The sequence below is a fragment of the Opitutaceae bacterium TAV5 genome (genome assembly GCA_000242935.3).
GTDB lineage: Bacteria > Verrucomicrobiota > Verrucomicrobiia > Opitutales > Opitutaceae > Geminisphaera.
Genome location: CP007053.1, coordinates 4,161,164 through 4,184,058 on the forward strand (window position 1 = coordinate 4,161,164; position 22,895 = coordinate 4,184,058).

Genomic DNA, 22,895 nt, shown 5'->3' on the forward strand with positions numbered 1-22,895 from the left:
GAATTGCCATGATCGCAGTCGAATCCTGACCGATGCGGATAACTTACCCGGCGAATAGAGGCACCGGTTTTAGTCGGACGTCCCGGACTTTGCGCACGGTTTTTCCCCGATGCCAGATGCCTTCGAGCATCAAGCAGCAGGCTGAGGGGGCGGAGGACGCCTTGTTCGTTGCGGTGAATCTATCCCGACGCCCGTCTTGACCGCATGCGCGCCGATGGCGGATTCATCCTCGTCAATGCCGGAAATGGTGGCGTCCTGTCATGGCACCGACACCTCGGCCAGACCCACGTCGCGCGGCACGCGCAGGCCCTGCTCCTTGGCCAGTTGCGCACTTGGCAGGCGATTGATGCGCTACCACAATCGCATCGGGCTTCACCTGCCGGAACCACAGCAAAACCAATACGCCGGTAATCCGACCCGTGCAGACGCTCCACCGCCTGCTTCATGTTGCAAAATTGATGGTCAATCACGACGTGCAGCTTGGGTTCAGCCAGCGAGTAACCACGCGGCACGGCGGAGAAGTGTTTCCAGTCGAGATCAATGCGCCCGTGCGCCCTCCTGCAGCGGAGCGATGACCAAGCCACGCACGCCCCGCGCGAGCAGGAGATCCGCGTGCCGCGTTTCGGTGTGAGGCCGGGTTCGTTGATCCAAAATTCCTCGATGTGGTAGGGCCAGTCGCTTCGCACAGGATACTACGCTACGCTCCCCCGATTGATCTGACGCCGGGGCTTTGCCAGGTCAGGATCACTGCGGAGCAGGTGATGCTATTGCGTGAGTATTTCCTCTCGCGCACTTTTTGTCACGCGAGGCGGAACTCATCCACTGGTTTGGTCGAGGCAAATGGAATGCCGAAATCGCGACCATCCTCGATGTGAGGCCGAAAATAGTGGGGAAACATGTCGGGCATGTCTTGCAAAAACTTGAAACGAGAAACCGGATTTCAGTGGTACAAAAATTACTTTCTCGGCATACCTGAGCGATGCAGATTTACTTCGACAGTGAAGTGGGCCAATGAGACGGATGAGTTGAATCCCGCATTCGAACCTCGTGAGATCCCTTGACGGACCGTGAGCGCTGCTCCGCAAAATTGAGACAAATCAGATGCCGTTCTTTCCACTTAAGTTCACTCCGTAAGTTGCTGGAGGTTCGTGTAAACCACACGATTGGGCAGCCAGTTGATTATCAACGGCTTACGCTATTTGTCAGCAGAAAAGGCCTGAGATTCGGCCGCAAACGACACGAGGGGAGGGCTCCGTATGAGGCTCCCCGTTTTCACACTTATTGAGACTGTCCACCCCGCCAGAATGGCTGATCGGATTTCCGATACCGTTGCATCCTTGTCGGCAAAGTGCCGGCGAAATTCCGGGGCGCGCAAGGCGGCGTCTGTCTATCACTGCGGCGTCGCCTGAGATCGCAACGATCTTTGCCAAGGAATCACCCACGGGTGGCCGGCGGGAAGAGTCCAGGGCAGCGCAATGGCGCGTCGGCGTTAACCCCCTTCACGGACGGGCACATCACCCCATGTTCGCAGGCGTCGGGATGTAATAAGCTGCAGGCGTGATTTCCTTTGCCGATTCGGTTTCGCCTGCATCCCGCCCGGATTCTCCTGGTCGAAAGGAGCGCGCTGAAAAATCACGCCGGGAGGCCGTTTACGACGCCGCCCTGGTGGTTCGTTTTGGCGGCGGGGATGAAGCCGCGTTTATTGAAATCGTGAGCCGGCACCGGGTGCGCTTGTTTTCGGTCGCGTTTTCCATGCTTCGAAACCGCGGGGACGCCGAGGAGATCGTGCAAGACGTCTTCATCCATGCCCACCGGTGTCTCGGCACCTTCCGGGGCGAGTCCTCGCTCGCGACCTGGCTGCACCACGTCGCCCTTAATCTGGCGCGCAACCGCTATTGGTATTTCCATCGCCGATACCGCCATGCGACGATCTCGCTCGACTACACGGTCGGCGAGGAGGGCTCGTCCACCCTGCTGGATTCGATGGAGTGCGGCGCCCCCAGTCCGCCCCGCGAGGCGGTGACGCACGAATTCACCGAATTGATCGCCGTCGGCATGGCACGGCTCGAAGACCGGCAGCGCGCGATTCTCACGCTGAGTCACACGCTCGCTTACGGTGAGATCGCCCGGGTGCTGGGCATCAATATCGGCACGGTGAAAAGCCGCATCGCCCGGGCCCGGGACAACCTCCGCGCGTGCTTGTCCGCGGTATGTCCCGAGTTCGGGGCCGGCACCCGGCCGATGGCGTGGCTGGAGCCGGCGCGCTATCCTGAAGGCCTCACGCTCGGGCGAAGATGAACGCGGGATGCGCGACCACCCGCCGACGCCAGACAAATATTTCCGAAATAAACGAACCACGGGCAACCGGAGGTTACTATCCCTTTCGTTATGAAAAATTCCTTTAAATCCATCGCACTCTCCGCGCTCCTCTGCACCGCCCCCGGCGTTTTATTCTTCGCCACGGGCTGCGCTTCCTCCTCCACGGGTGAAAGCACCGGTGAATACGTCGATAACAGCGCCATCACCGCGAAGGTGAAGGCCGCCTTGCTGAACGACCCGATCGTAAAGAGCTTCGATGTGAGCGTCGAATCCTACAAGGGCGTCGTGCAATTGAGCGGCTTCGTTAACACCTACGAACAAAAAACCCAGGCCGGCCGCGTCGCTGCTGGGGTGACGGGTGTGGCCGGCGTGCAGAACAACCTCATCGTCAAATAACGATCCCGCCGGGATCTTGCCAAGAGAGGGCCGGAGGGGACGAAAATCTCCGGCTGCGCCTCGGGAGATCAAGCATTCCTCGATACGCAGTGAAGCCGGCCTTTCATGATGTCAGGCAACGGTATCTGTTATCGTGTCACCTGCTGGAGTGTGTCGTCACAAGGTGGCGGCCCAGAGGATAGCGCAACGGAACTGAACAGCCGGTGCGTGTCCTTCCAGTCCCCGTAGTCCTCCGGTAAATCGCGCCACGGTGCTTCCCCGTGCGCAGTATCCAAAGAACCGCGTTGATGAGTCCCTCTGGCAACAGGGTGGGGATGTGGTTACACGGACACCGGCTCACGGTAAAAATCTTCTTTCAGTGAGTGGAATCGGAATCGCCCGATTTCTTGTTTAGGAGAAAACGGACAGAGAGACAGATGAGTTGAAAGCCGGGATTCGAACTCCGTGAGATTCCTTGGTGTTTTTTGTGACCCACCCCGCAGAGTTGAGACAAGACAGACGCCGTTCTTTCGATTCAAATTCACTCCGTAAGTTGCTGGAGGTTTGTGTAAAGCATTAAGGTGGTCAGAAATTTGATTATCAACGGCTTACGCTATTTGCCAGCAGAGTGTCTGCAAAACAGAGCCGGTATCAACCGGCTGCTGAACCTGCAGATAGCCTGGAACTGGGCTTACCCCATCACCGCCTTCCCTCAAACCCGCACCCGCGACCGGGTGCAGTTCAGGGACACGACCCGGCACATTTACGAAGCGGCCCTGCGCGCCCGCATCAAGAATCTTCCGGCCAACGACAGCCGGCTGCGTAACAAGCTGTTCCGGTGCCCCGACCCGCTTTCCGCTCCGCGACCGAGCCCGCGAGCCTCCGGCTCCGGCAACCGCAATCACCGGAAAACCCGCAAAAGATGAATGACGTAACATCAGTGACGTTATCCACAGCCGGCGATGATGCCGGTTTCCTTCCGGCATCCTTTTTTAAAATGTTAGTTGTTATTTTTTATTATCTTACGTAAATTACAGGGTTTTGTCTGGCTGGTGTTTTTCGGGAAAAACGGATAGGATTGGCCCCGCGATCCGGTTCAGGCGAATCGGTAGCAACTCCGGGGCTTGGTCGCCCAGGGGTTTCCTGAGTCGGGCGGGGCGTCCCGGTGTGATAGCCGGGATGCCCCGCTTTTTTTCCTGATCCGCCGGATAACCGGCCAACAACCGTGACTGTCGACTATACCATCATCGTTCTGTCCATAATCCTGCTCTGGATTCCCCGTTCGTGGATGAAAATCGGGCGTCTGTCCCGGCATCGCGGCGGCAGCGGCGTTCGCTCGGGAAGCAGAGGGAAGGAGAAGAGCCTGGCCAGGGCAAGACTGCTCGTGGACTACAGGCTGGACCGGCGGAAGGCATTCGGGGACCTGCGCAACTGGCTGGATATGTTCCGGGCGCTGGCAGGCAGCGTGGGGTTATTTGTCATGGGCGTCCAAGGATTGACCGATATGCCCCTGGACATAGCAACGCCCTGGATTGCCGGCCAGATCGGCGTCGTGATGGTGGCGGTGTACATCCAGACGTTCAGGTTCGGGAAGGATTTTGTATTTTTCGCCCCGGTATTCTTCATCCAGGGGCTGATGTTTGGCCTGACGAATGGATGGATGGTGCTGCCGATCCTGATCGGGCTGTGGACAGTGCTGGCCCACCCGGCAGCTTTCCTGGCTGCATTTGGAGGCATCGTGGCGATTTTCGGGGCGCTGACGGGAGTACCGACCGTTTACGTGCTGGCGGCGCTGGGGGTGACGATGGGGCCGGTACTGACAAGCATTCTGGCCAGGCAGAAGATGGCCGCCAGTATCACGCGCTGTCTCATCCGTGAAGCACCGGTCCGTTCCCTGCCCGGGATGAACCGCCGCCTGGCCCCGGTTGCGGAGCACGAAACACCGGCCAGGCATGACCGGTGATCGCCCGCGTCCCCCGGTAAAGACCGGGATGGCCTGATTCCCTTTTCCTCCGGGCCGGAGGAAGGGGAGGGAGCATGACCGGAATTACCTTTATGCTCCCATTCCTTCGCCCCTGCGCCCGGGCGAGGATCGCCAGGCTGATCGGCAACGCCCGCCCATGTGGCCGGTTCCGGCTCGGATTCGCTAAAACCACCCCGTCCGATTCGAGCGTCCTCGAGCGGTCCTCCTTGCCTGAAAAAATAGAGATCAGGAGAAGGAAAATCATATATTATCTAATTGTATTACAAATAGATAACACAAAATACAGGGTTTTGCCTGGCTTGTTGGCCCCGGAAAAACCGGGCAAAGTGCGCACTGCACCTGCGCCACATGCACGCCACCGCCGATCCCACGCACCACACCGCTTCCGCCACCTGCGCGGGGCGCGCTTGCATGAAAGATAGAGCGGGAAAATCCGCGGAAGTGCCTGGCGGCATGGTCAATTACATACCCTCCCCCCCCCGCTGAAATCCGCACGCCTCCTTTTTCCTTTCTCACCGTGAGAACTCATGTAATGAAAAACAAACTACCTATCAAATACGGCGACTCGCTCCGGCGGGCGCTGCTCGCCACTGCCGCCGCCGCTACGGCCCTGCTCACGCCCGCCGCCTCGCAGGCCTGGACGGTCACCGTCCTGAATCCGGCAGCACCCTATCTCCCCAATGCCGAGTTGGGAGACCAGTTATCGAATGAACCGATCGCCCACTACCTGGCGGGTTACGGAGCCAATCTCACGCTCGGAAATCTGGCCGACTTCGAACTCGGGACCACCGCCGATGCGGTTATCGTCATGCTCCCCGGGTGGGGGGCCACCACCTACACGGACCCGGAACTGGCGGTGATCACCTCCCTGCTGAACAGCAATGTGCGCACGCTGGTTCTCGGAGATGATTATCAATGGGCCACGAGCAACATCCAGATAGCCGCATTGCTCGGCGGCACTTACGACGAATCCAACACCCTGATGGGGCACCGTGAGGAAACGATCATCGCGTCCGCATGGGATCTGACGGAAGGCGTGAGCACTATCGATACCTATTCCGGAACAGTGATTTCCCCCGGAAGCGGGGCGCCCGGCTATTCGCTGACCAGCGGAGGCACCGTTTCACTGTGGGGAGCGAATGAAAACTTCCTCGTGGTGATGGACGCGGATGTGGTGCTGCAGGCGGGCGCAGGCGGGCCCTTGGCGGACAGGGACGACAATCTCCGGTTCGCGCAAAACGTGGCGTATTTCCTGATGGGCACGTCTCAAGTCCCCGAACCCGCCACGTATGCCGCGCTCGCCGGGCTGGCGCTGCTGGCCTGGGCGATGGTGGGCCGCGGAACCGGTGAGCGGACAACGGACAACACCGAAACACGTCATTAACTTCCCGATACAATGAAAACGAAAGGCTGGTCGTATGCCGATGCAGGCCCGTTCCCGCCGACGCTCACGGAGTGGCGCTACCGCGCCACGTACCTCGTGAGGAACAAACCGGTGGGCGAGGTGAGCCCCGATCTGACGATCACCGTCCACGCAAAACTGCAGTAACCAAAACACCACGACACAGCACCCTGTGGCTATTACGTCCCGTCACACCCGCCCCGCTCTTCCTCCCCCTCCTTTCCTCCCGCACCTATGAAAATACCAAAAACAAATACTACAGGCCCGCTCCGGCGCGCCTTGCTTTTACTCGGAGCGCTCGGCTCGGGCCTCGCGCTCGTCTCGCCCCACGCCCGCGCCTCCATCCTCACCGCCTCCGACGCCGCGGCGTATGACAACTTCGGCTTTTCGATGAGCGTGTCGGGCGACAGCGCCCTGGCCGCGGCTCCCCGCAATAGCGAAATGGGGACCTATGCCGGAGCGGCCTATTATTACAAGGGGCTCTTCGGGAAGAGCGGCACGGTGCCCCAGGACGTGAAGCTCCTCGCCTCCGACGGCGCGACGGGTGACAGCTTCGGCTTTTCGGTGAGCCTGTCGGGCGACCGCGCCTTGGCCGGAGCGTATTATCATGACGGCAATGCGATCAACGATACGGGAGCGGCCTATTATTTTAAGGGGCTGGACGGGAAGAGCGGCACGGTGGAGCAGGACGTGAAGCTCCTCGCCTCCGACGGCGCGGCGAGTGACCTCTTCGGCATTTCGGTGAGCCTGTCGGGCGACAGCGCCTTGGTCGCGGCTTATCAGGATGACGACAAGGCGAGCAATGCCGGCTCGGCCTATTATTTTAAGGGGCTGGACGGCAAAGCGGTCGGCTCCACGGTGGAGCAGGACGTGAAGCTCCTCGCCTCCGACGGCGCGTATAATGACTACTTCGGCATTTCGGTGAGCCTGTCGGGCGACAGCGCCTTGGTCGCGGCTTATCAGGATGACGACAAGGGGAGCAATGCCGGCTCGGCCTATTATTACAAGGGGCTGGACAGTAAGACGGGCCGCCCGTCGGGCTACACCGGCCCTGCCAGCGTCACCACCGCCACCTATCAGGATGTGAAGCTCGTCGCCTCCGACGGCGCGGTGGATGACTCCTTCGGCTTTTCGGTGAGCCTGTTGGGCGACAGCGCCTTGGCCGGGGCTGTTTACGGTGATGGCAACGATGTCGATTCGGGTGCAGCCTATTACTACAAGGGGCTGGACTTGAAGAGCGGCACGGTGGAGCAGGACGTGAAGCTCGTCGCCTCCGACGGCGCGGAGTATGACGAATTCGGCCAGTCGGTGAGCCTGTCGGGCGACAGCGCCTTGGCCGGGGCTGCTTACGGTGATGGCAACGATGTCGATTCGGGTGCAGCCTATTACTACAAGGGGCTGGACGGCAAAGCAACCGGCTCCACGGTGGAGCAGGACGTGAAGCTCCTCGCCTCCGACGGCGCGGCGGGTGACAGCTTCGGCCATTCGGTGCGCCTGGAGGGCGACCGCTTCGTGATCGGTGCACATTGCGCCCAAACCTATACCGGCAAAGCCTACGCGGGCGACATCCGGGCCTTCACGACGCTGGACGCGATCGGCACCGGGCTGATGACCGACGGGCTGAGCTTCGTGTCGCAGGGCGACTGGGTGATCGGCGAAACCACCACCGGCACCGCGGTGATCCTGAGCCGGGATGCCGCAACCGGCATCGCCGACACCGCCAATGTCACCGCCACGGGCGCGGCCGTTTACATCGGCAAGAACGCCGGCTCCCACTACAACTCGCTGTATATTAAAGGCGAGCTCACCGCCAACGCCGTCTATGTGGGTGCGGAGGGCAACAACAGCAACATGCTGGCCCTGTCCACGACCGGCCGGGTGACGGCGGACGAGGTGATGATCGCCGACTACGGCATCGTCGTTTTCGAGCTCGGGGCCGCGGGAGTCAACGGCCGGGTCGCTGCGGGCGAGATCGTCCTCGGCGACCCGCAGAGCTCGCAGATCCGGCTGATTCTGTCGGCCAGCGACGGCTTCGTGGCGGTCGCGGGTGCGGAATACGACCTGTTCGACGTCACCACGATCAGCGGGGCGTTTGTCAGCGTCGATACGGGCCAGGTCCCTCTGGTCGAGGGGCTCGAGTGGAACTTCGACCGCCTCTACACCGAAGGCATCGTCGCCATCGTGGAAACTCTCGCGCCGCCGATGATCGGCAGCTTCATGGTGGACAATCCGCCGGCCGCGACCGCCACGATCGACGCGAGCCCGAAGAGCGGCACCGCGCCGCTCGCCTCCACGATCACTTGGAGCACCGGCAACGCCGCCTCGGTCACCGTGAGCGGCCCGGGCCTCGACTCGGCCGCTGCCAGCGGCAACCAGGCCGTGAGCGGTCTCACGGCAGGCAGCCACACCTACACGGTGACAGCCGACACAGCGCCCTACGCGATACTCAACTGGAGCGTGGCCGGTGACGTCGCCTCTCTTACGCTGCTGACGCCATCGGGCCCCGTGGATGTGACGGGGCAGGAGGTAAATTTTGCGACCGAGCCCGGCGACTACACCCTGCAGGCCACCAATGCCTCCGGCACGGTCACCAGCGGCCCCATCACGGTGGTCCTGCCCGGCCCCGCGAGCGCCAGCGTCACGATCACCGTCGCCGCGCCCCCCAGCATCGACAGCTTCACGCCCCCCACCGTGAAACCGCCCATGGTGATCCTGTTCACCGCTACGCCCGACAAGGGCACCGCGCCGCTCAACACGACCATAAACTGGGTGACCGGGGAAGCCAGCTCGGTCACCGTGAGCGGCCCCGGCCTCAGTTCGGGGGGGGCCAGCGGCAACCGGGCGGTGACCGGCCTGGCGGCAGGCAGCCACACCTACACGGTGACGGCGCAGCCGCAGACCAGCGGCACCCTCACCTGGACAACCAGCAACGCGGCCACGCTCACCCTCGTCACGCCCTCGGGCCCCGTGAACGTGACCGGGCAGACGAGCTACACCGCCACGCAATCCGGCACCTACGCCCTGCTGGCCGCCAACGCACTCGGCTACACAATCAACGAGGTCAGGACGGTGACACTGCCCACATCCGCCGCGAGCGCGACGGTCACGGTCACGGTGTTAGCGCCCGCCAGCATCGACAGCTTCACGGTGGCCAACCCGGCTGCGCCCACCGCCACGATCACCGCCACGCCCGACCAGGGCCCCGCGCCGCTCGATTCCACGCTCGCGTGGAGCACGACCAACGCCGGCCCGGTCACCGTGAGCGGCCCCGGCCTCAGCTCGGGGGGGCCCAGCGGCAGCCACCCGCTCACCGGCCTCGCCGCCGGGGACTACACCTACACGGTGACGGCGCAGCCGAAGCCCGCTGCGACGATCACCTGGAGCGTCACCGGTGCGAGCGCCCTGATACTCGACACGCCCTCGGGCAGCGTAAACGTGACCGGGCAGACGGGCTACATCGCCACGGAACCCGGCACCTACACCCTGCGGGCCACCAACGCCCTCATGGTGCAGACGACGACGAGCAGCCCCATCACGGTCGCCTGGCCCGAAGCCGCGAGCGCCAGCGCCACGATCAAGGTGGGGCAGCCGTTGCCGACGATCCCGCCGGTGATCGATCCGGATACGGTGGTGGTGATCCCCGATCCCACGACGCCCGGCGGCATCGTCATCGGCGGCGAGATCGGCAGCGACCCGGCGGACCCGGAGCAGGCGCAGGAACTGGAAGAGGAAAAAATCTTCCTCGTGACGACGACCGACATCCTCGGCATGTGGAGCGTGGCTGACCCGAGCACCTACACGGTGACGGTGGCCCCCGATGGCCTGTCCTTCACGGTTGCCATCGATCCGACGACCGACGCCGCCCGCTTCTGGCGCGTGGCGACCAGCCTGCAACCGGTGGACGCCAGCGGGGCTCCCGTGGCCGGCGACACGGTCAAATACAACACCGTGCTCTCCGGACGGTACGAGGTGACGGTGCCGGGCACCCAGACGCGCCTGGTCGCCAACCAACTGGCCGAAGGCGTGACCGATGCCGTGACCCTGTTCAGCGACCTGGCCGTGGGGTCCAGCATCAACGTCATCAATCCGGACGGGACATCGGCAACCACAACCAGGATAGCAGCCGGAGGTGGACGCTGGCAGCCCGCCACGATGGCTTTCCCGGTGGGAAGTGTGGCTACCGTGCGCAATGCCGGAGCCGCTGCTTCGACGAAAGCGTTTGTCGGGATTGTGCCGACGCAGTCCGCCATGTACTCGCTGACCAGCGGGGAGACTCGTAACGTGGGTACATCCCTGCCGATTGCAGCCACCACCGTGGCACTGGGCATCAGCCCTATCGTCGGCGATACAGTAGGCACCTATCGCAGTAATGGTTTGTTGGGGGCGAACACCTATCTCCCCACCGCAGGTGGGCGCTGGTCGGAGAGTAATACACCCACGACGATCCATATCGGCGAAGGGTTCCAGATTAAACATAACGCCGCCCTTCCTTGGGCGCCAAGGCTCAATGTCGTCGAGGATTCGACGGATGTCGGGCTGGAGTAAAGTGCAATAAACGAACAATTCCGCCCCATCAGGAGAACCTGATGGGGAAACTGAACAATAATAAATATCATGAAAAAGACATTGATACTAGCGGGGCTTCTGGCCCTTGGCCTGACCGCCGTGCAGGCGCAGATAAACGTGGGAAGCAATCCGACTTTCCTTAATTCGGAAGACTGGCTGGATGCGCCGACTCCGCTGACATTGGAGGATGGCTCTTCGTTCTATGGTTCGGATGGTTACATCGCCGCCATATTCGTGGATACGATCAACCAAGGGAATGATGTCCTCATCGGGGCTGGCGATTTTTGCGACACGTGGGGCGGAGACTATTCGGCCAAAACCGGGATGTTCGCCGCCGTAACCAATATTGGTTCGATATGGCTGAATTCCAGTGAGACATTCACTGTCCGTATCCGGGTGTTCCAACTGGCAGCAGGCGTAAATGCGGATTTTGACTATGTGCAGAACGCGTATAATGACGGGAGTGTTGCAGCCAAGTGGGCGGACATTCTCGTCAATGGCACCTACGGCGAATATAGCTATCAGGAAACTGCCGGTGCGGATGGATATGTGCTCAACGGCGGTCAGTCCGTCCATACAACCAGCAACCTTACGTGGTACACCACCAGTTCCGTGCCGGAGCCGTCCACGTATGCGGCGCTGGCCGGGCTGGCGATCATGGCCTGGGCGGCGCTGCGTCGCAGTCGTCGCTGAGACGGTTTTTCCGGGTGAGGGAAAAGGGGAATGGTCCTCTCTCCTGATTGCACCCGGAGAAGGCTGAACCGCCTTGCCGGAGACGGCAGGGCGACTCCGGGCAGGGAGAGGGAAACCAGGTTAGAGGGATTCTGAACAGGATCAAAACCCTGGTTTATTCCCTGCCCGGAGTTTTTTCAGACAAACCGAACCCGAACCCCGAACCTCGAACCGGATTTCTCCCCCGTCTGCGCGTTGGGTGTCCAGCTATGAATCAACAACCGAAAACCGGAATCCGATGCCGGGCGCGACAGGCGGGGGAGATTTGCGGAGCAAGCTGCCGGTCGTGGCGCGGGCGTCCCGCCCGCATCCACTCGTTCTCATTCTCTTACTCTTACTCCGGATCGTACTCATTCTCGTACTCCTTCTCTTTCTCTTACTCTTTCTTGTGCTGCGGCACGCCGTGCGTGTGTCGTGCGAGTGCCGTGCGAGTGCCGGAGCCGGAGAACGATCGATCCGGAGAACGAGCAGGAGAAAGAGAAGGAGAACGAATCCGGACCGGAGAAAGAGAACGAGAAAGAGAACGAGAACGATTCCGGCGTGGCGCGGCCATCCTGGCCGTGGACGGCGCGGAGCGCCGCCGGTTTGTTTCCGTACCTCGCGGAGAGGCAACGCACACGGGCAAGATGCCCGTGCCACTTTTCCTGCCGATCCCGGCGGCTTCGCCGTCAGCGGGCGGGACGCCCGCGCCCCTTCATTCGTCATTTGTCATTCGTAATTATCACTGCCGCCCGCATCTGCCATGACCTCTTCCAGCCCGACAACATCCCCGTCGCCAGTCGTCACCGCTCCGGCCCCTGCCGCGCCTGCAGCAGCGGAGAAAAGCCGGGGGGGGCGGAGCGTGACGCCGACGGCCCCGGTGGTGGTGGCGGCGCTGGTATCGCTGGTGCGGGAAGCGCCGGAATTGTGCCATGAGGAGATCAGCGCGAGGCTGGAGCGCGAATACGGGGTGAGGCTGCCGAAGGCGGCGATGGCGCGCCTGCTGCAAAGGCACGGACTGCGGATCGAGGGCGTGCCTGGCGGGAGCGGGCGACTGGCGGAGATGGAGGCGGCTTTGCTGGAGGGCAGGGAGGTGTCGAAGGGGTATCTGGTGCGGCTGCTCGCGACGAACCCGGCGCTGAAGGAGCGGGAGCGTGAGACAGGGGGGCCGGGGGAGCGGGTGTGCGTGGCGCATGTCCCGGTGATGAAGGCGGGGATGAGGAGCCGGGTCTGGGTGCATGCGCATCTGGCGGTGGATACGTACGGGGGAATGGCGGTGGCGGAGCTTTACCGGGAGGCCACGACGGATGCGGCGGTGGATTTCCTGCACGAGCGGGTGCTGCCGTTTTACCGGGGGGAGGGGGTAACGCTGGCGTGCGTGGAGACGAGCCGGAGCCATGTGTACAGCGGAGACCGGAGGGAACATTTTTCCGGGGTGTACCCGCAGTGTTTGCGGGTACTGGGGATAAGGCACGAGGTGAGGGGGAGGGCGGAGGCGACGATGAACGGGTATATGGAAAAATTCGGGAAGGCGTTCACGGGCGGCTTTGTGGAGCCGCTGCGGCAGCGGCGGGGGCGGCAAGCAAGGGGGTATGGCCTCAGCCTGCCGGCGGAGGCGCTGGCCCGGCTGCGGGGAGAACTGGCAGAGTGGCTGCGCCACTACAACGAAGAGACGCCGCAGGAAGGCTACCGGAACGCGGGGCTGACACCGCGGGCCTTCTGGCAGAAGGCGGGGAAACACTCACCGCTCGACGCCGGCATTCTCCGGTGAGCGCATCGGGAAACGGAGCCGTGGCACGTAACAAAAAAGGAAACTTTGGAGAAATTTTGTTCTCCATAAATATTATTAATCCGCAAACATTCGTGTCGACAGATGTTTATGAAAATAAATGGGGAGGATACAGGGTTTTGCCTACTTCCCTCTATTGGCGAAAATCAGATAGCATGTGGTGTTTTACGAAAAAAATCGAGCCACATGCATACCGCCACGCCGTCGTCATCCCCTGAGCGGAAACGCCACACGCCGGACAGAAAACACCCGATCCCGGATTTTTTATCCATGACTACAAAAACGAAAACCAAACACGGCAGCCTGCTACGGCGAGCCCTGCCCCTCCTCGTGCTGGCGCTGTCTGTTTCCACCCCCGCCGGAGCCTGGACCCAGTGGAAAAACCCTGACCGCGGCAACTGGGACGACCCCGCCAACTGGAGCAATGGCGTGCCCGGACCTGCCGAAGACAACGTGAATATCTCCATGGGCACCGCCGTCATGACGAACCAAACCGTCACCACCCTCAAGGTTGAGGGTTCCGTTTGTCTTGGCGTGAGTGGCGGTCTGGAACTCCATAACTCCACCCTGAACGCTTATGGCCTGCACACCTTTTCGGGAGGCACGATCACGCTCTACTCCGGGTCCGTGCTGAATACGGATATTCTCCAGGTCAGCGAATATGGCGGAGGGACGTTTTCCCTGCTGGGGTCATCCAGTCTGCGTGCCTCCGATAAATTCCAGCAAAATCAGGAAGGCATCCTCACGCTCGATCTGACCGGCTGGCGCGGCAGCACCGCTGCCCTCATCACAGCGGAAACGACCCTCCTGAACGGCGGCACGCTCAACCTGCTCTCGCTGGAAAGCCTCCGGCAGGACGACAGGCTGGTGCTGATCGACAGCAGCAAGCTCAACACGGGCCACTGGCAGACGCTGAAGATCGGTGACGAGGTGCAAACCTTGACTAGTACAGGCGAATACACCTGGCAGTTCGCCTACGATGGCGGGCAGTATCAACTCGATTATAACTACGGCACGTATGACGTAACCCTCTCCGTCCTCATGGCGCCGCGCTCCATTTCCGTGCCCGAGCCCGCCACGTATGCGGCGGTGGCCGGTCTGGCGCTGCTGGCCCTTGCCGCCGTGCGCCGTTATCGCGGCGTGCGCAGAGGTGCATGATTGCGCCCCTGGTCCGGGGAACCCCGGCGGCCACCAGGGCTCCGGAACCGGTCCGTTTTACCTGGCAAGCGCCAGGGCGAGGCCGGGAAGCGGAAGTGTGAACAGTTTTGTCGGGTTCATGATGTTATTTTTGTTCAACCCCCGGTCATCATCCCTGAAAATTGAACAGAAGGTAACGAAGAGAACGAAGAACAACCAAGGACGCTTACCGTTTATTCTTTTTTAACTTTACTGGAATAAATAATACCAGCGTCCCGAATGTTTTTGATTTTACACCAGGGCCGCAAAGGACGCGAAGAAGGTAACCGGCAATCCTTTGCGCTCTTTGCGGCCTTGGTGTAAAAACCTGAAGGCCTTGGGGCTTTGATATAAGTTATTGGTAGAAATCTTCTTTGTTTTACCTTCGTTGCCTTTGTTACCTTCTGTTCAAAAATGTCTTTTTATACCAGTGTCCCGAATGTTTTTGATTTTACACCAGGGCCGCAAAGGACGCGAAGAAGGTAACTGGCAATCCTTTGCGCTCTTCGCGGCCTTGGTGTAAAAATCTGAAGGCTGTGGGGCTTTGATATAAGTTATTGGTAAAAATCTTCTTTGTTTTACCTTCGTTGCCTTTGTTACCTTCTGTTCAAAAATGTCTTTTTAGATCCTCCCTGAAGGGGACTCCTGAAAAAACAGATTTTCACCACAGAGGCACAAAGACACAAAGTTTCACGGAACAGGGAAAAATAACTCGTTTTTAAATTGATAGATACAAAATATAAAAAATCTCTTCGTCCGGTTTTCTCTGTGTCTTTGTGTCTCTGTGGTTAATTTTCAGGAGTCCCCTTAACATTAAACGAGATGCCGGCTGGCGGGATTCCATGAACCGGACAGACTGTTTCCCGTGCTTTCGTTGAGCGTTCAATGTCAAGGGGGGGATTTGAAATCCCGTTTCCCAATCCGGCAAACCAACCGCGAATCGGGGAAAAGCCGGGGGGAGGCTGTCTACCACAACTGCCTTCCCCCCGATCCGGGAGTCCCCGGACATGCCATCGACTCTTGGAAATCCCATGGCACGATTCGAGTATGCCTGTTTTTTTCGGGGAAATCCAGCCGGGTAAAACCCTGTAACTTTTGTAAGTCGTTGGCTGATTGTTTCATATAGTGGGTTTAAATCTTCTGTCCGGAGCGAGACAGGGGCGAACGTTATCACACCGGGATGATTTTACCGCCAAACTCCCAACCGCTGCCGGTTTGGTTCCCGCTTTTCGGGTTTCCTCGTCACCTCCTGGTGTGAATATTATTTTTTTCGCATATAGCTATATTCAAAAAAGTTAAAAAAGATACAGGGTTTTCCCCGACTTATGCTCTCCGGGAAAATCCGGCAAAGTATGCCGTTTTATGCCGACCACTGCCACCGTCGCCAATTCGTGCACCGCCCGCCTTCCGGCAGGCGTATTTTCCGGTGAGCAAGCCGGGGGCGCCCGGCACGCAAGACAACACGCCGGGGAAGCGACCGGTAAGCAACTTTTCCCCCGGGACGAAGAGGTGAGGGATACGGGGAAGGAATGGAACCGGAACATAGGAAGTCAGGCCGCATTCCTTCCCCGCCTGTTCGGTCCCGGGGGAAATCATCCTGCCCCTCCACCCTTCGCAATTTGCAATCGACCACGATGAACACCCGTAGACAAAAAATCGAACCGATCGACAGCCAGAAGCTGCTGGCATTTTATACGCTGGCGCAGGTGAACAGCTTTACGGAGGCGGGCCGTCTGCTGCGGCTCACGCAATCGGCGGTCAGCCATGCGGTCGCCAGGCTGGAGAGCGACCTGGAAACCAGGCTGGTCTGGCGAGGCTGGCGGACCAGCACGCTGACGAAAGCAGGCGTGGTGCTGTTGCGGCATGCCGAGGCGATTTTTGGAGAAATGCAGCGGACGCGGGAGAGCATGGAAGCCTTTCGTGACCCACCGTCCTCCGGACAATAACGAAAGCCGCGGCGCGGGCACGACCCGCCCCGGGAGCGGACGCCCCGTGCCTCGCCGGGCGATATCCGGCACCATCCCTTGATTCCTGTTTCGCTCCCATTCGTCGGCGGGACTCCATGCAGCCAGACGTCCCGATCACTCGCAACGCGGGTACAAGAAAGATAAAAGTAATGATTTAACATCCTATTCCATTGTATTAAATGGTCTTATGTTTATTACAGGGTTTTGCCTATCTATCCAAATTTCGGAAAGTCTGGCACAGTGTGCATCGAACTTGCGCCACATGCACATCACCATTGCCAACATCACCACGACTTCCGCAGCCCCGGCTATACCGGGGCGATCGGGCGCGACCCGGGCATTGAACGAAGTCAATCGCGGTGATGGCTGGCAAATCACCGGTAACACTGCCGGCACGTCGTACGGGGACTTCAGCCCACTCGCCGGGTGGAAGTACCGCACCACTTTCGTCGCCAACAACCGAATGGTCGGCCAGATCAGCCCCGAAACCGCCGTCCTTGTCCAGGCCGCACCGGCAAAATGAGCTGAACGACCAGGGCAGCCCAAAAGGATTTAACCACTCATGCACACTAACAAGAACAGAATGAAACAGGCGCTGCGCATCCGCCCTGTATCATTCCGATATCGGACCATTAGTGTCTATTAGTGTGCATTAGTGGTTAAGAAATACAGATTATAAACACCCGGATATCCAGGTCCGTTTCACTGCGGAGACACTCCCTTGTGCGCCCGCATATCATCCACAATCATACTACAAAGATAATATACGGCACCGCGTGTTGACGCATCACGTCCGCTACGCCCTGCCGTCACCCTTCCGGAATCCGGAATATGAAATTTTCCATCAATCCTATGAAAACAAAATCAACATCAATCATCGCAGGCTCGCGCATTTTACTGCGCAGCCTGCTCGCCCTGGGCGCCGGTCTTGTCACGGGCCTTGACGCGCAGGCCTTTGCCAGCCGCACCTGGATCGGCCAGAATAACGCTTCCTGGCCGGAGGATGCGAACTGGACAGGCAGTAATGGCGGCGGCTCCGGCTCCGTCGGCGTCCCCAATGCGGATTCGGGATTCGTCAGCATTGTCAACGGGACCACTGCCGTCCTCGATGGCAACGGCTCCCCGGGCGTCGCTCCCTTGCTGATGATGGGCATATCGACGCCGTATGTCCCGGAATCAGGAACCCCGGGCGAAGAGGGATACAAGGCGGGGTCGGCGGGGGCCGCAGGGACAGGTGGCCTGACGATCACCGACAACCAGTTAAGCGCCAATGCCATTTTTGTCGGTGGCGACGCTGGCGCCCTCCTGGGGTTATTGGTGCCGGGGGAGTCTCCTGTCGCGTCGCAGCCGGAGTTCGAGTCAACGGGCACGCTCACGCTCGATAATGCCGGCGTCAGTTTCGATACGGCATTTGTCGTCGGCGCAGGCCAGGACGGTCATGTGACGCTCGGCGGCGGCTCCGTTATCCAGGATGGCCGCAATGTCCAGCCCGGCGCGACCAATCCCGCCGATACTCCCGGCATGGTTGTGTTCGGCAAGGAAGCCATGAGGGTCGCCTCGCTCGTGCTGGGGGGAGAAACAGGGATTCCCGACCATGATTTCGCCGGGCATCCCGGCAGCAGCACGCTCACGGTCAAGGCCGGCAATGGCGGCACTTCCTGGCTGGGACTCGACAACAGCCTGAACGCCATCATTGCCCCGGCCATTGTTTTTTCCGGCAACTCCACGATCGACATCGAAGCCGGAGCCACGCTCTGCCTCACGTCTTTTGCGGACGGCGGCGAATCTTCTCCGACCTCGGGCGTGACGCAGTTTTTTGATGGCGCCACCCTCCGCTTCGACGGAGCGGGAGCCGACTTCTCGACACGCTTCATCAGCATCGGCGACCTGACCGTCAGCTTTACGGATTCGCTGTGGGATGAGGGGTTGCAGGACTATGTCGAGGTAACTGTGACCATGACTCTTGGCGTGGGCGATGTGCTCGACCTCACCCACGTGACAGCGGAGGGCAAGCTGAACGTGGAGCTGACCGGGTTTGCCATCGGGTCGTATGAACTCATTCATGCGACGGGAATCGTCTACGGCGCGGATTATGATGCCAGCAACCTCGGCACTCTGTTCAACCTGACGGGGAACAGCGCGGAAGGAGCCCGGATATATGTCCAGGATAACTCCCTCTGGGTGCAGGTGGCGAATACTGCGGTGCCGGAGCCGGCGACGTATGCAGCGATCGCCGGGCTGACGTTGCTCGCCTGCGCGGTCGTGCGCCGCGGCGACCGCGGCTGATCAGGCCGGGTTTGCCCCGGAGACCGGCAGCTCGATATCAAGCCGCGTGCCGGCTCCCGGGGCCGACTCGATCTCCAGCCGGGCTCCGATCAGCAGGGCGCGCTCCCGCATCACGCGCAGCCCGAGGTGGGGCCGGTCGCGCTTCTCGTTGGCCGTCGGGTCGAAGCCCGCGCCGTCGTCCGTGATTTCGAGGCGGAGCCGGTCCGGCTTGCCGGGGCGGCGGGCCAGCGTGACCTCGATGTGCGGAGCCCGGCCGTGCTGCACGGCGTTGGCGAGCGCCTCCTGCGCCAGGCGGAAGAGGTGCTCGCGCACGCCGAGCGGGAGGGTGTCCGCCAGGCCGTCGGCCTCGTCGAAAAACAGCACTTCGCTCTCCGACCGCACCTCCACCTGCTCGCAATGGTTGCCGAGCACGTCGGCAAAGGCGCTTTGCTCCAGCATTTCGGGGCGCAGGCCCGTGAGCGTGCGGCGCAGGTCGGCGATGCCCCGGGCGATGTCCTGCACCACCTGGTCCAGCCTTGCGTCGGCGGCCAGCCGGGGATCGGGCGCGACGATGTTGCGCAGCCGCATCAACGCGCTGGCGAGTGTCTGGCTGGCGCCGTCGTGCAGGCTGGCGGCGAGGTGGCGACGCTCGTCTTCCTGCGCGTTGAGCATGCGGGCCGACACCTCGTGCAGCGCCTGCTCGGCCCGCCGGTAGTCGTAAAAACCGCCCGCGATGATGAGCGCCAGGCCGGCCACAAAGCACACCTCCGCATTGAATCCGATCAGCATCGTCTCCGTGACCGCCATCCCTTCTTCGGCCATATGGACCTGCATCTGCCCCATGACGATTGCCAGGACAAGATTGCCGAGGATGATGCCGCCCACCCCGCAGCGCACCACGACGAGAAAACCGATCAGGATCGTGGACCCCCAGCCGGCGACCGACGCCATCACGATGCGCGAGTCCACCATCGACGGCACCACCCACCACACCATCACTGCAACCTCTGCCAGGACCAGCACCGTCAGCTCCCACGGCCGGCTCAGGCTCTCCCGGAATGCGCCCCGGCGGGTCAGCAACAGCAGCAGGGGCGTGAGGATCAGCGTGCCCTTGATCTCGCCCAGGCACCACTGGGTATAGCCGGTCCAGAACGGCAGGGTCCCGAACCGCGCTTCCGCCACGAGCCAGCAGGTGGGCAGGGAGGTGACGAGCGTGGGCACGACGCCTCCCGCCACCAGCATGATCGACAAAAATCGCGCGCTGGGGATCAGCGGCCGGGAGACGGGCCAGAACCACCGCACCAGCACGCCGGCCAGGGCGGCATACGCCGCCTCGTCCAGCGCATAGACCAGCGCCCGCCCCGCCGAGGGTATCACGAGTGCCTGGACCAGGAGGCTGCCCGCGAAGACCCCGACCGCCAGATGCACGCCCCGGCGCAGGATCACCAACGCCAGCAGGATGCCGGGCACCGGCCAGAACATCAGATAACCGTCCTCCACCGAAGGGCTCCCGACGACCAGGCGCTTGTAGGCCATGCTCGCCGCGACGGTCGCCGCCGTCACCAGCGTGGCCCGGAGCTGGCCCCGCCAGTCGATCCGGATGCCGTGGAATCGCTCCTTCTCCGTCATGGGGAGCGTCCGGTCCGTCCGCCGGTGGTGAAGGGCGGGGTCGAGTGCTGTGCCGGAGTCATTCGCAGCACACCGGATTCGAGGGCTACGCGCACCAGTTCCGTGGCCTTGTCCACGTTGAACTTCTTCAGCAGCCGGGTGCGGTACATCTCCATGGTCTTGCGGCTGATCCCGAGGCGGTCGCCGATTTCCTTCCCCGACAGCCCCCGGGAGAGGCCTTCGAGCACCTCGCGCTCCCGGGATGTGATCTTCGGTGCGCCGATGACCTCGCCCAGCGTCTTGCTGTGCAGGCCCGACTCGCCCCGCGACACGCGCCGGATGAAAGATATGAGCACGCTGAACGGATCGTCCTTGGCCATGAAGGCATGGGCTCCCGCCTTGAACGCCTCGCCCATGGCGAAGGGCGTGGCGTGCATGGTGAGGACGACGATGCGCACCGCCGGCATCGTCTCCCGCAGGGTGTTGAGCAGGGTGAGCACGGGCAGCCCGGGCATGCTCAGATCGACGACCAGCACATCGGGCCGCTCGCGCCGCACCAGCGCGAGAGCTTCATCCCCGTTTTGCGCCAGGCCCGCGCACACCATGTCGGGCTCTTGGCCCAGCATCGCGATGATCCCTCCCTGGAGGATCAGATGGTCGTCCGCCATCACCACCTTTAGCGGCGGCGCTTTATCGGGAGGCGTGACGGAGGAAGGTGGCACGGGAGTGTCGGATGACATGACAGTGGTAGCGGGATGTAGCGGTCTCTGGGTCGGAATCGGGCCGCGTGGTGGCAGGAGCGGCCCGATGCAGTTATGTAGTTCCCCGCCCGGATCATGGCAAGACGCCAGTTCTGCGTAGTGTCGTGCGACCTACAGTCGTGCCGCCGGGGAAGGACCATTCACGAACGGGGAGGGCTGCGTCCGGCCTGGCTGGCAGGGGATCGAGGGGATGACGGGTCCGGTTGCGATGCCCGGGTGTGGGCGGGGGGATCACGCGGCGTGAGACTGACGACGGCCGGGTCCATGATGAAGCGGGCGATCGTGCCATCGGCGGGCGTTTCGAGGTCGGAGTCCTGGCCCGGAACTCTCGCCAGGTGGGCATGGATTGCGCGGCGCATCACCTCCCGGAAGAGCCCCACCGAGATGCGCACGCCCATCACCCTCCGCAGGAATCCGCAATTTTTCGGGTGATGCCCGTATTCCCACGCCTGCATCGGAAAGTCCCTCATCCGGCGCAGCCTTCCGGCCGCCCGGGCCAGATCATGGTCCGGCGCGAAAAAATCGCCGCGCAGACGTTTTATCACCGGATACAGAAGGCGGCCCGGCGGGTGCAGCGTCTCCCGGATCACCGCCTCTTCATACGCTTCCGGCCCTATCTGCCGGTCCTCACAGTACAGTTCGGCAAAGGTTTTTCGCTGCTTCATGGGGGAAAAAGCAATGTGACGTGGCGGCTGCACAGGGGGGCGGGATTTCGGGAACGGGGGGGCAGTCAGCCAGGCCCGGCCCCGTGCCTGTTTTTTCGATACATCAGGTCTGGTGTGTCCTGATGTTCCCGCCGTCATCGGGCGGCGGGGGAGGGCGGGGCTAGCCCCGGTGCTGGCGCCAGAACGTCAGCGGCGGGCGATTCTCGTTTCGGTATCCGGGCAACGGATGCGTCTCGTTGTAGTGCCGCACCCACAGGATCAACTGCGTGCGCACCGTCCCGAAGGAAGGCGGTACGCACCCTTCCATGCTTTTTCGAAGCGGGAACAAAAATCTGTTCGTGAGCACCTGCTTGAACCGTGCCATGTAGCCGTTCACCGTGGGCAGGAGGCGTCCCCGCAGCCGGTGCGCGATCCCGTGCAGGTTGAGATAAACCTCGTAAACATGCTCTCTGGCGTCTCCGGCAAAAAGGGTTGCCCGGCTCGTCTCCAGGCAGCGCACCCGCGCCCCCTGTTCCTCATACCACGGCAGCACATGATAATGGAGCAGATCCACCGCGCCGTCCTGGGTGGCATTGGGCTGCAAATCGACAAACGCCACCATGCCCCATGTATCCACGACGGCACACACTTGCCACTTGCCCTGTTCGTCCGGCCTGCCTGGCAACAGCGGAAAGATTGACTGGGCCAGCACATCCCCCGGCGAGATTCCCTCGCCCGGTCCCCGATGCTCGCTCAACGCGGGGTTCATCCTGAAGGCCTGCGTCCTCTGGCCGGGGCTTACAGGGTCGCCTTTCACAATCTTTTGTTCCAGCGACGACAGGCCCCCCGCCTGATTCCCGAGCACCACTCCGTGCTTTTGCAGGAGATTGACCACGGTACACCGTGACAGCCGCCGCCCCGTCCTGGACTCCATTTCCTTCCGCAGGGAGCAGATGCTCGCATCGGTCCGGATTTCGGCCAGATACAGCAGCAGCGCGGTCGCCTCCGGCTCGACCGGCACCGGCCTGAGCTTCGATTGTTTCGGCTGGACCAGCTCTGTCACCTGCTTTCGCCAGTCTGCTCTTCCGGTGGCTGTTTTCGTGGAATCCTGTTCGGGTTCCTGTTGTCGTGTATTCATTGTCAAGGTCATTTCAGAAGGGGAGAAGAGCCGGTTCCCGGAGGTCGTTGCCCCGGAGCCAGGCCCGGACAATCCCTTGGGGAGCCGCGTGCGACGCCAGCAGGCATGCCGGGATTTCCGGTCCCGGAAAACCTCGCGTCATCCCCCCGTGGCCCGGGCGGCGAGTGCCGCCTGCACTTCATCATCAGCG

At 61.6% G+C, this 22,895-nt stretch carries 19 protein-coding genes; 14 read left to right on the top strand and 5 right to left on the bottom strand.

Annotated features, from left to right (window positions below; genetic code table 11):
* Positions 1 to 540: 540 nt before the first annotated feature.
* On the top strand, positions 541 to 669 hold the full coding sequence (locus OPIT5_17835; GenBank protein ID AHF94496.1) for a hypothetical protein: 129 nt from the start codon (positions 541 to 543) through the stop codon (positions 667 to 669).
* Between the two features lie 130 nt (positions 670 to 799).
* Here OPIT5_17835 and OPIT5_17840 read toward each other — a convergent pair whose 3' ends face one another.
* Entirely contained in the window at positions 800 to 907 is a 108-nt protein-coding gene (locus OPIT5_17840) for a hypothetical protein (GenBank protein AHF94497.1), read from the bottom strand.
* 650 nt (positions 908 to 1,557) lie between these two features.
* On the opposite strand from OPIT5_17840, the gene OPIT5_17845 reads away from it, so the two are divergent.
* The 13 genes from OPIT5_17845 (at position 1,558) to OPIT5_17910 (ending at position 18,575) form a co-directional block, all read left to right on the top strand.
* On the top strand, positions 1,558 to 2,298 hold the full coding sequence (locus tag OPIT5_17845) for an RNA polymerase subunit sigma-24 (protein AHF91803.1): 741 nt from the start codon (positions 1,558 to 1,560) through the stop codon (positions 2,296 to 2,298).
* Positions 2,299 to 2,388: 90 nt separating this feature from the next.
* Positions 2,389 to 2,715: a transporter gene (locus tag OPIT5_17850; GenBank protein AHF91804.1), complete on the top strand. Its 327-nt coding sequence runs from the start codon at positions 2,389 to 2,391 to the stop codon at positions 2,713 to 2,715.
* Between the two features lie 596 nt (positions 2,716 to 3,311).
* Entirely contained in the window at positions 3,312 to 3,620 is a 309-nt protein-coding gene (locus tag OPIT5_17855; protein AHF94498.1) for a hypothetical protein, read from the top strand.
* Positions 3,621 to 3,919: 299 nt separating this feature from the next.
* Positions 3,920 to 4,657, top strand: a complete 738-nt coding sequence (locus tag OPIT5_17860) for a hypothetical protein (GenBank protein AHF91805.1) — start codon at positions 3,920 to 3,922, stop codon at positions 4,655 to 4,657.
* 553 nt (positions 4,658 to 5,210) lie between these two features.
* Positions 5,211 to 6,062, top strand: coding sequence for a hypothetical protein (locus OPIT5_17865; protein AHF94499.1), 852 nt, complete (start codon positions 5,211 to 5,213; stop codon positions 6,060 to 6,062).
* 12 nt (positions 6,063 to 6,074) lie between these two features.
* Complete coding sequence (locus tag OPIT5_17870) at positions 6,075 to 6,227, top strand: hypothetical protein (GenBank protein AHF94500.1); 153 nt, start codon at positions 6,075 to 6,077, stop codon at positions 6,225 to 6,227.
* Between the two features lie 87 nt (positions 6,228 to 6,314).
* On the top strand, positions 6,315 to 10,625 hold the full coding sequence (locus tag OPIT5_17875) for a hypothetical protein (GenBank protein AHF91806.1): 4,311 nt from the start codon (positions 6,315 to 6,317) through the stop codon (positions 10,623 to 10,625).
* Between the two features lie 69 nt (positions 10,626 to 10,694).
* Positions 10,695 to 11,339 carry an anchor protein gene (locus OPIT5_17880; GenBank protein ID AHF91807.1) on the top strand — a complete coding sequence of 215 codons (645 nt, stop codon included), beginning with the start codon at positions 10,695 to 10,697 and terminating at the stop codon, positions 11,337 to 11,339.
* 781 nt (positions 11,340 to 12,120) lie between these two features.
* The gene (locus tag OPIT5_17885) at positions 12,121 to 13,128 is read left to right on the top strand and encodes a transposase ISSod13 (GenBank protein AHF91808.1); all 1,008 of its coding nucleotides are present in this window, start codon (positions 12,121 to 12,123) and stop codon (positions 13,126 to 13,128) included.
* A 288-nt stretch (positions 13,129 to 13,416) separates the two neighbouring features.
* Entirely contained in the window at positions 13,417 to 14,304 is an 888-nt protein-coding gene (locus OPIT5_17890) for an anchor protein (GenBank protein AHF91809.1), read from the top strand.
* Between the two features lie 1,673 nt (positions 14,305 to 15,977).
* Positions 15,978 to 16,268, top strand: coding sequence for a LysR family transcriptional regulator (locus OPIT5_17900; GenBank protein AHF91810.1), 291 nt, complete (start codon positions 15,978 to 15,980; stop codon positions 16,266 to 16,268).
* A 361-nt stretch (positions 16,269 to 16,629) separates the two neighbouring features.
* Positions 16,630 to 16,812, top strand: a complete 183-nt coding sequence (locus tag OPIT5_17905; protein ID AHF94501.1) for a hypothetical protein — start codon at positions 16,630 to 16,632, stop codon at positions 16,810 to 16,812.
* 308 nt (positions 16,813 to 17,120) lie between these two features.
* The gene (locus OPIT5_17910; GenBank protein ID AHF91811.1) at positions 17,121 to 18,575 is read left to right on the top strand and encodes an anchor protein; all 1,455 of its coding nucleotides are present in this window, start codon (positions 17,121 to 17,123) and stop codon (positions 18,573 to 18,575) included.
* Here OPIT5_17910 and OPIT5_17915 read toward each other — a convergent pair whose 3' ends face one another.
* The 4 genes from OPIT5_17915 to OPIT5_17930 all read right to left on the bottom strand — a co-directional run bounded on the left by OPIT5_17915 (position 18,576) and on the right by OPIT5_17930 (position 22,717).
* Positions 18,576 to 20,183, bottom strand: a complete 1,608-nt coding sequence (locus OPIT5_17915; protein AHF91812.1) for a histidine kinase — start codon at positions 20,181 to 20,183, stop codon at positions 18,576 to 18,578.
* Positions 20,180 to 20,902 (bottom strand): histidine kinase, encoded by a 723-nt coding sequence (locus tag OPIT5_17920; GenBank protein AHF91813.1) that lies wholly within the window; start codon positions 20,900 to 20,902, stop codon positions 20,180 to 20,182. The genes OPIT5_17915 and OPIT5_17920 overlap by 4 nt, the downstream gene beginning before the upstream one ends.
* Positions 20,903 to 21,063: 161 nt before the next feature.
* The gene (locus OPIT5_17925; GenBank protein ID AHF91814.1) at positions 21,064 to 21,588 is read right to left on the bottom strand and encodes a hypothetical protein; all 525 of its coding nucleotides are present in this window, start codon (positions 21,586 to 21,588) and stop codon (positions 21,064 to 21,066) included.
* A 160-nt stretch (positions 21,589 to 21,748) separates the two neighbouring features.
* Positions 21,749 to 22,717 carry a transposase ISSod13 gene (locus OPIT5_17930; GenBank protein AHF91815.1) on the bottom strand — a complete coding sequence of 323 codons (969 nt, stop codon included), beginning with the start codon at positions 22,715 to 22,717 and terminating at the stop codon, positions 21,749 to 21,751.
* Positions 22,718 to 22,895: the final 178 nt, after the last annotated feature.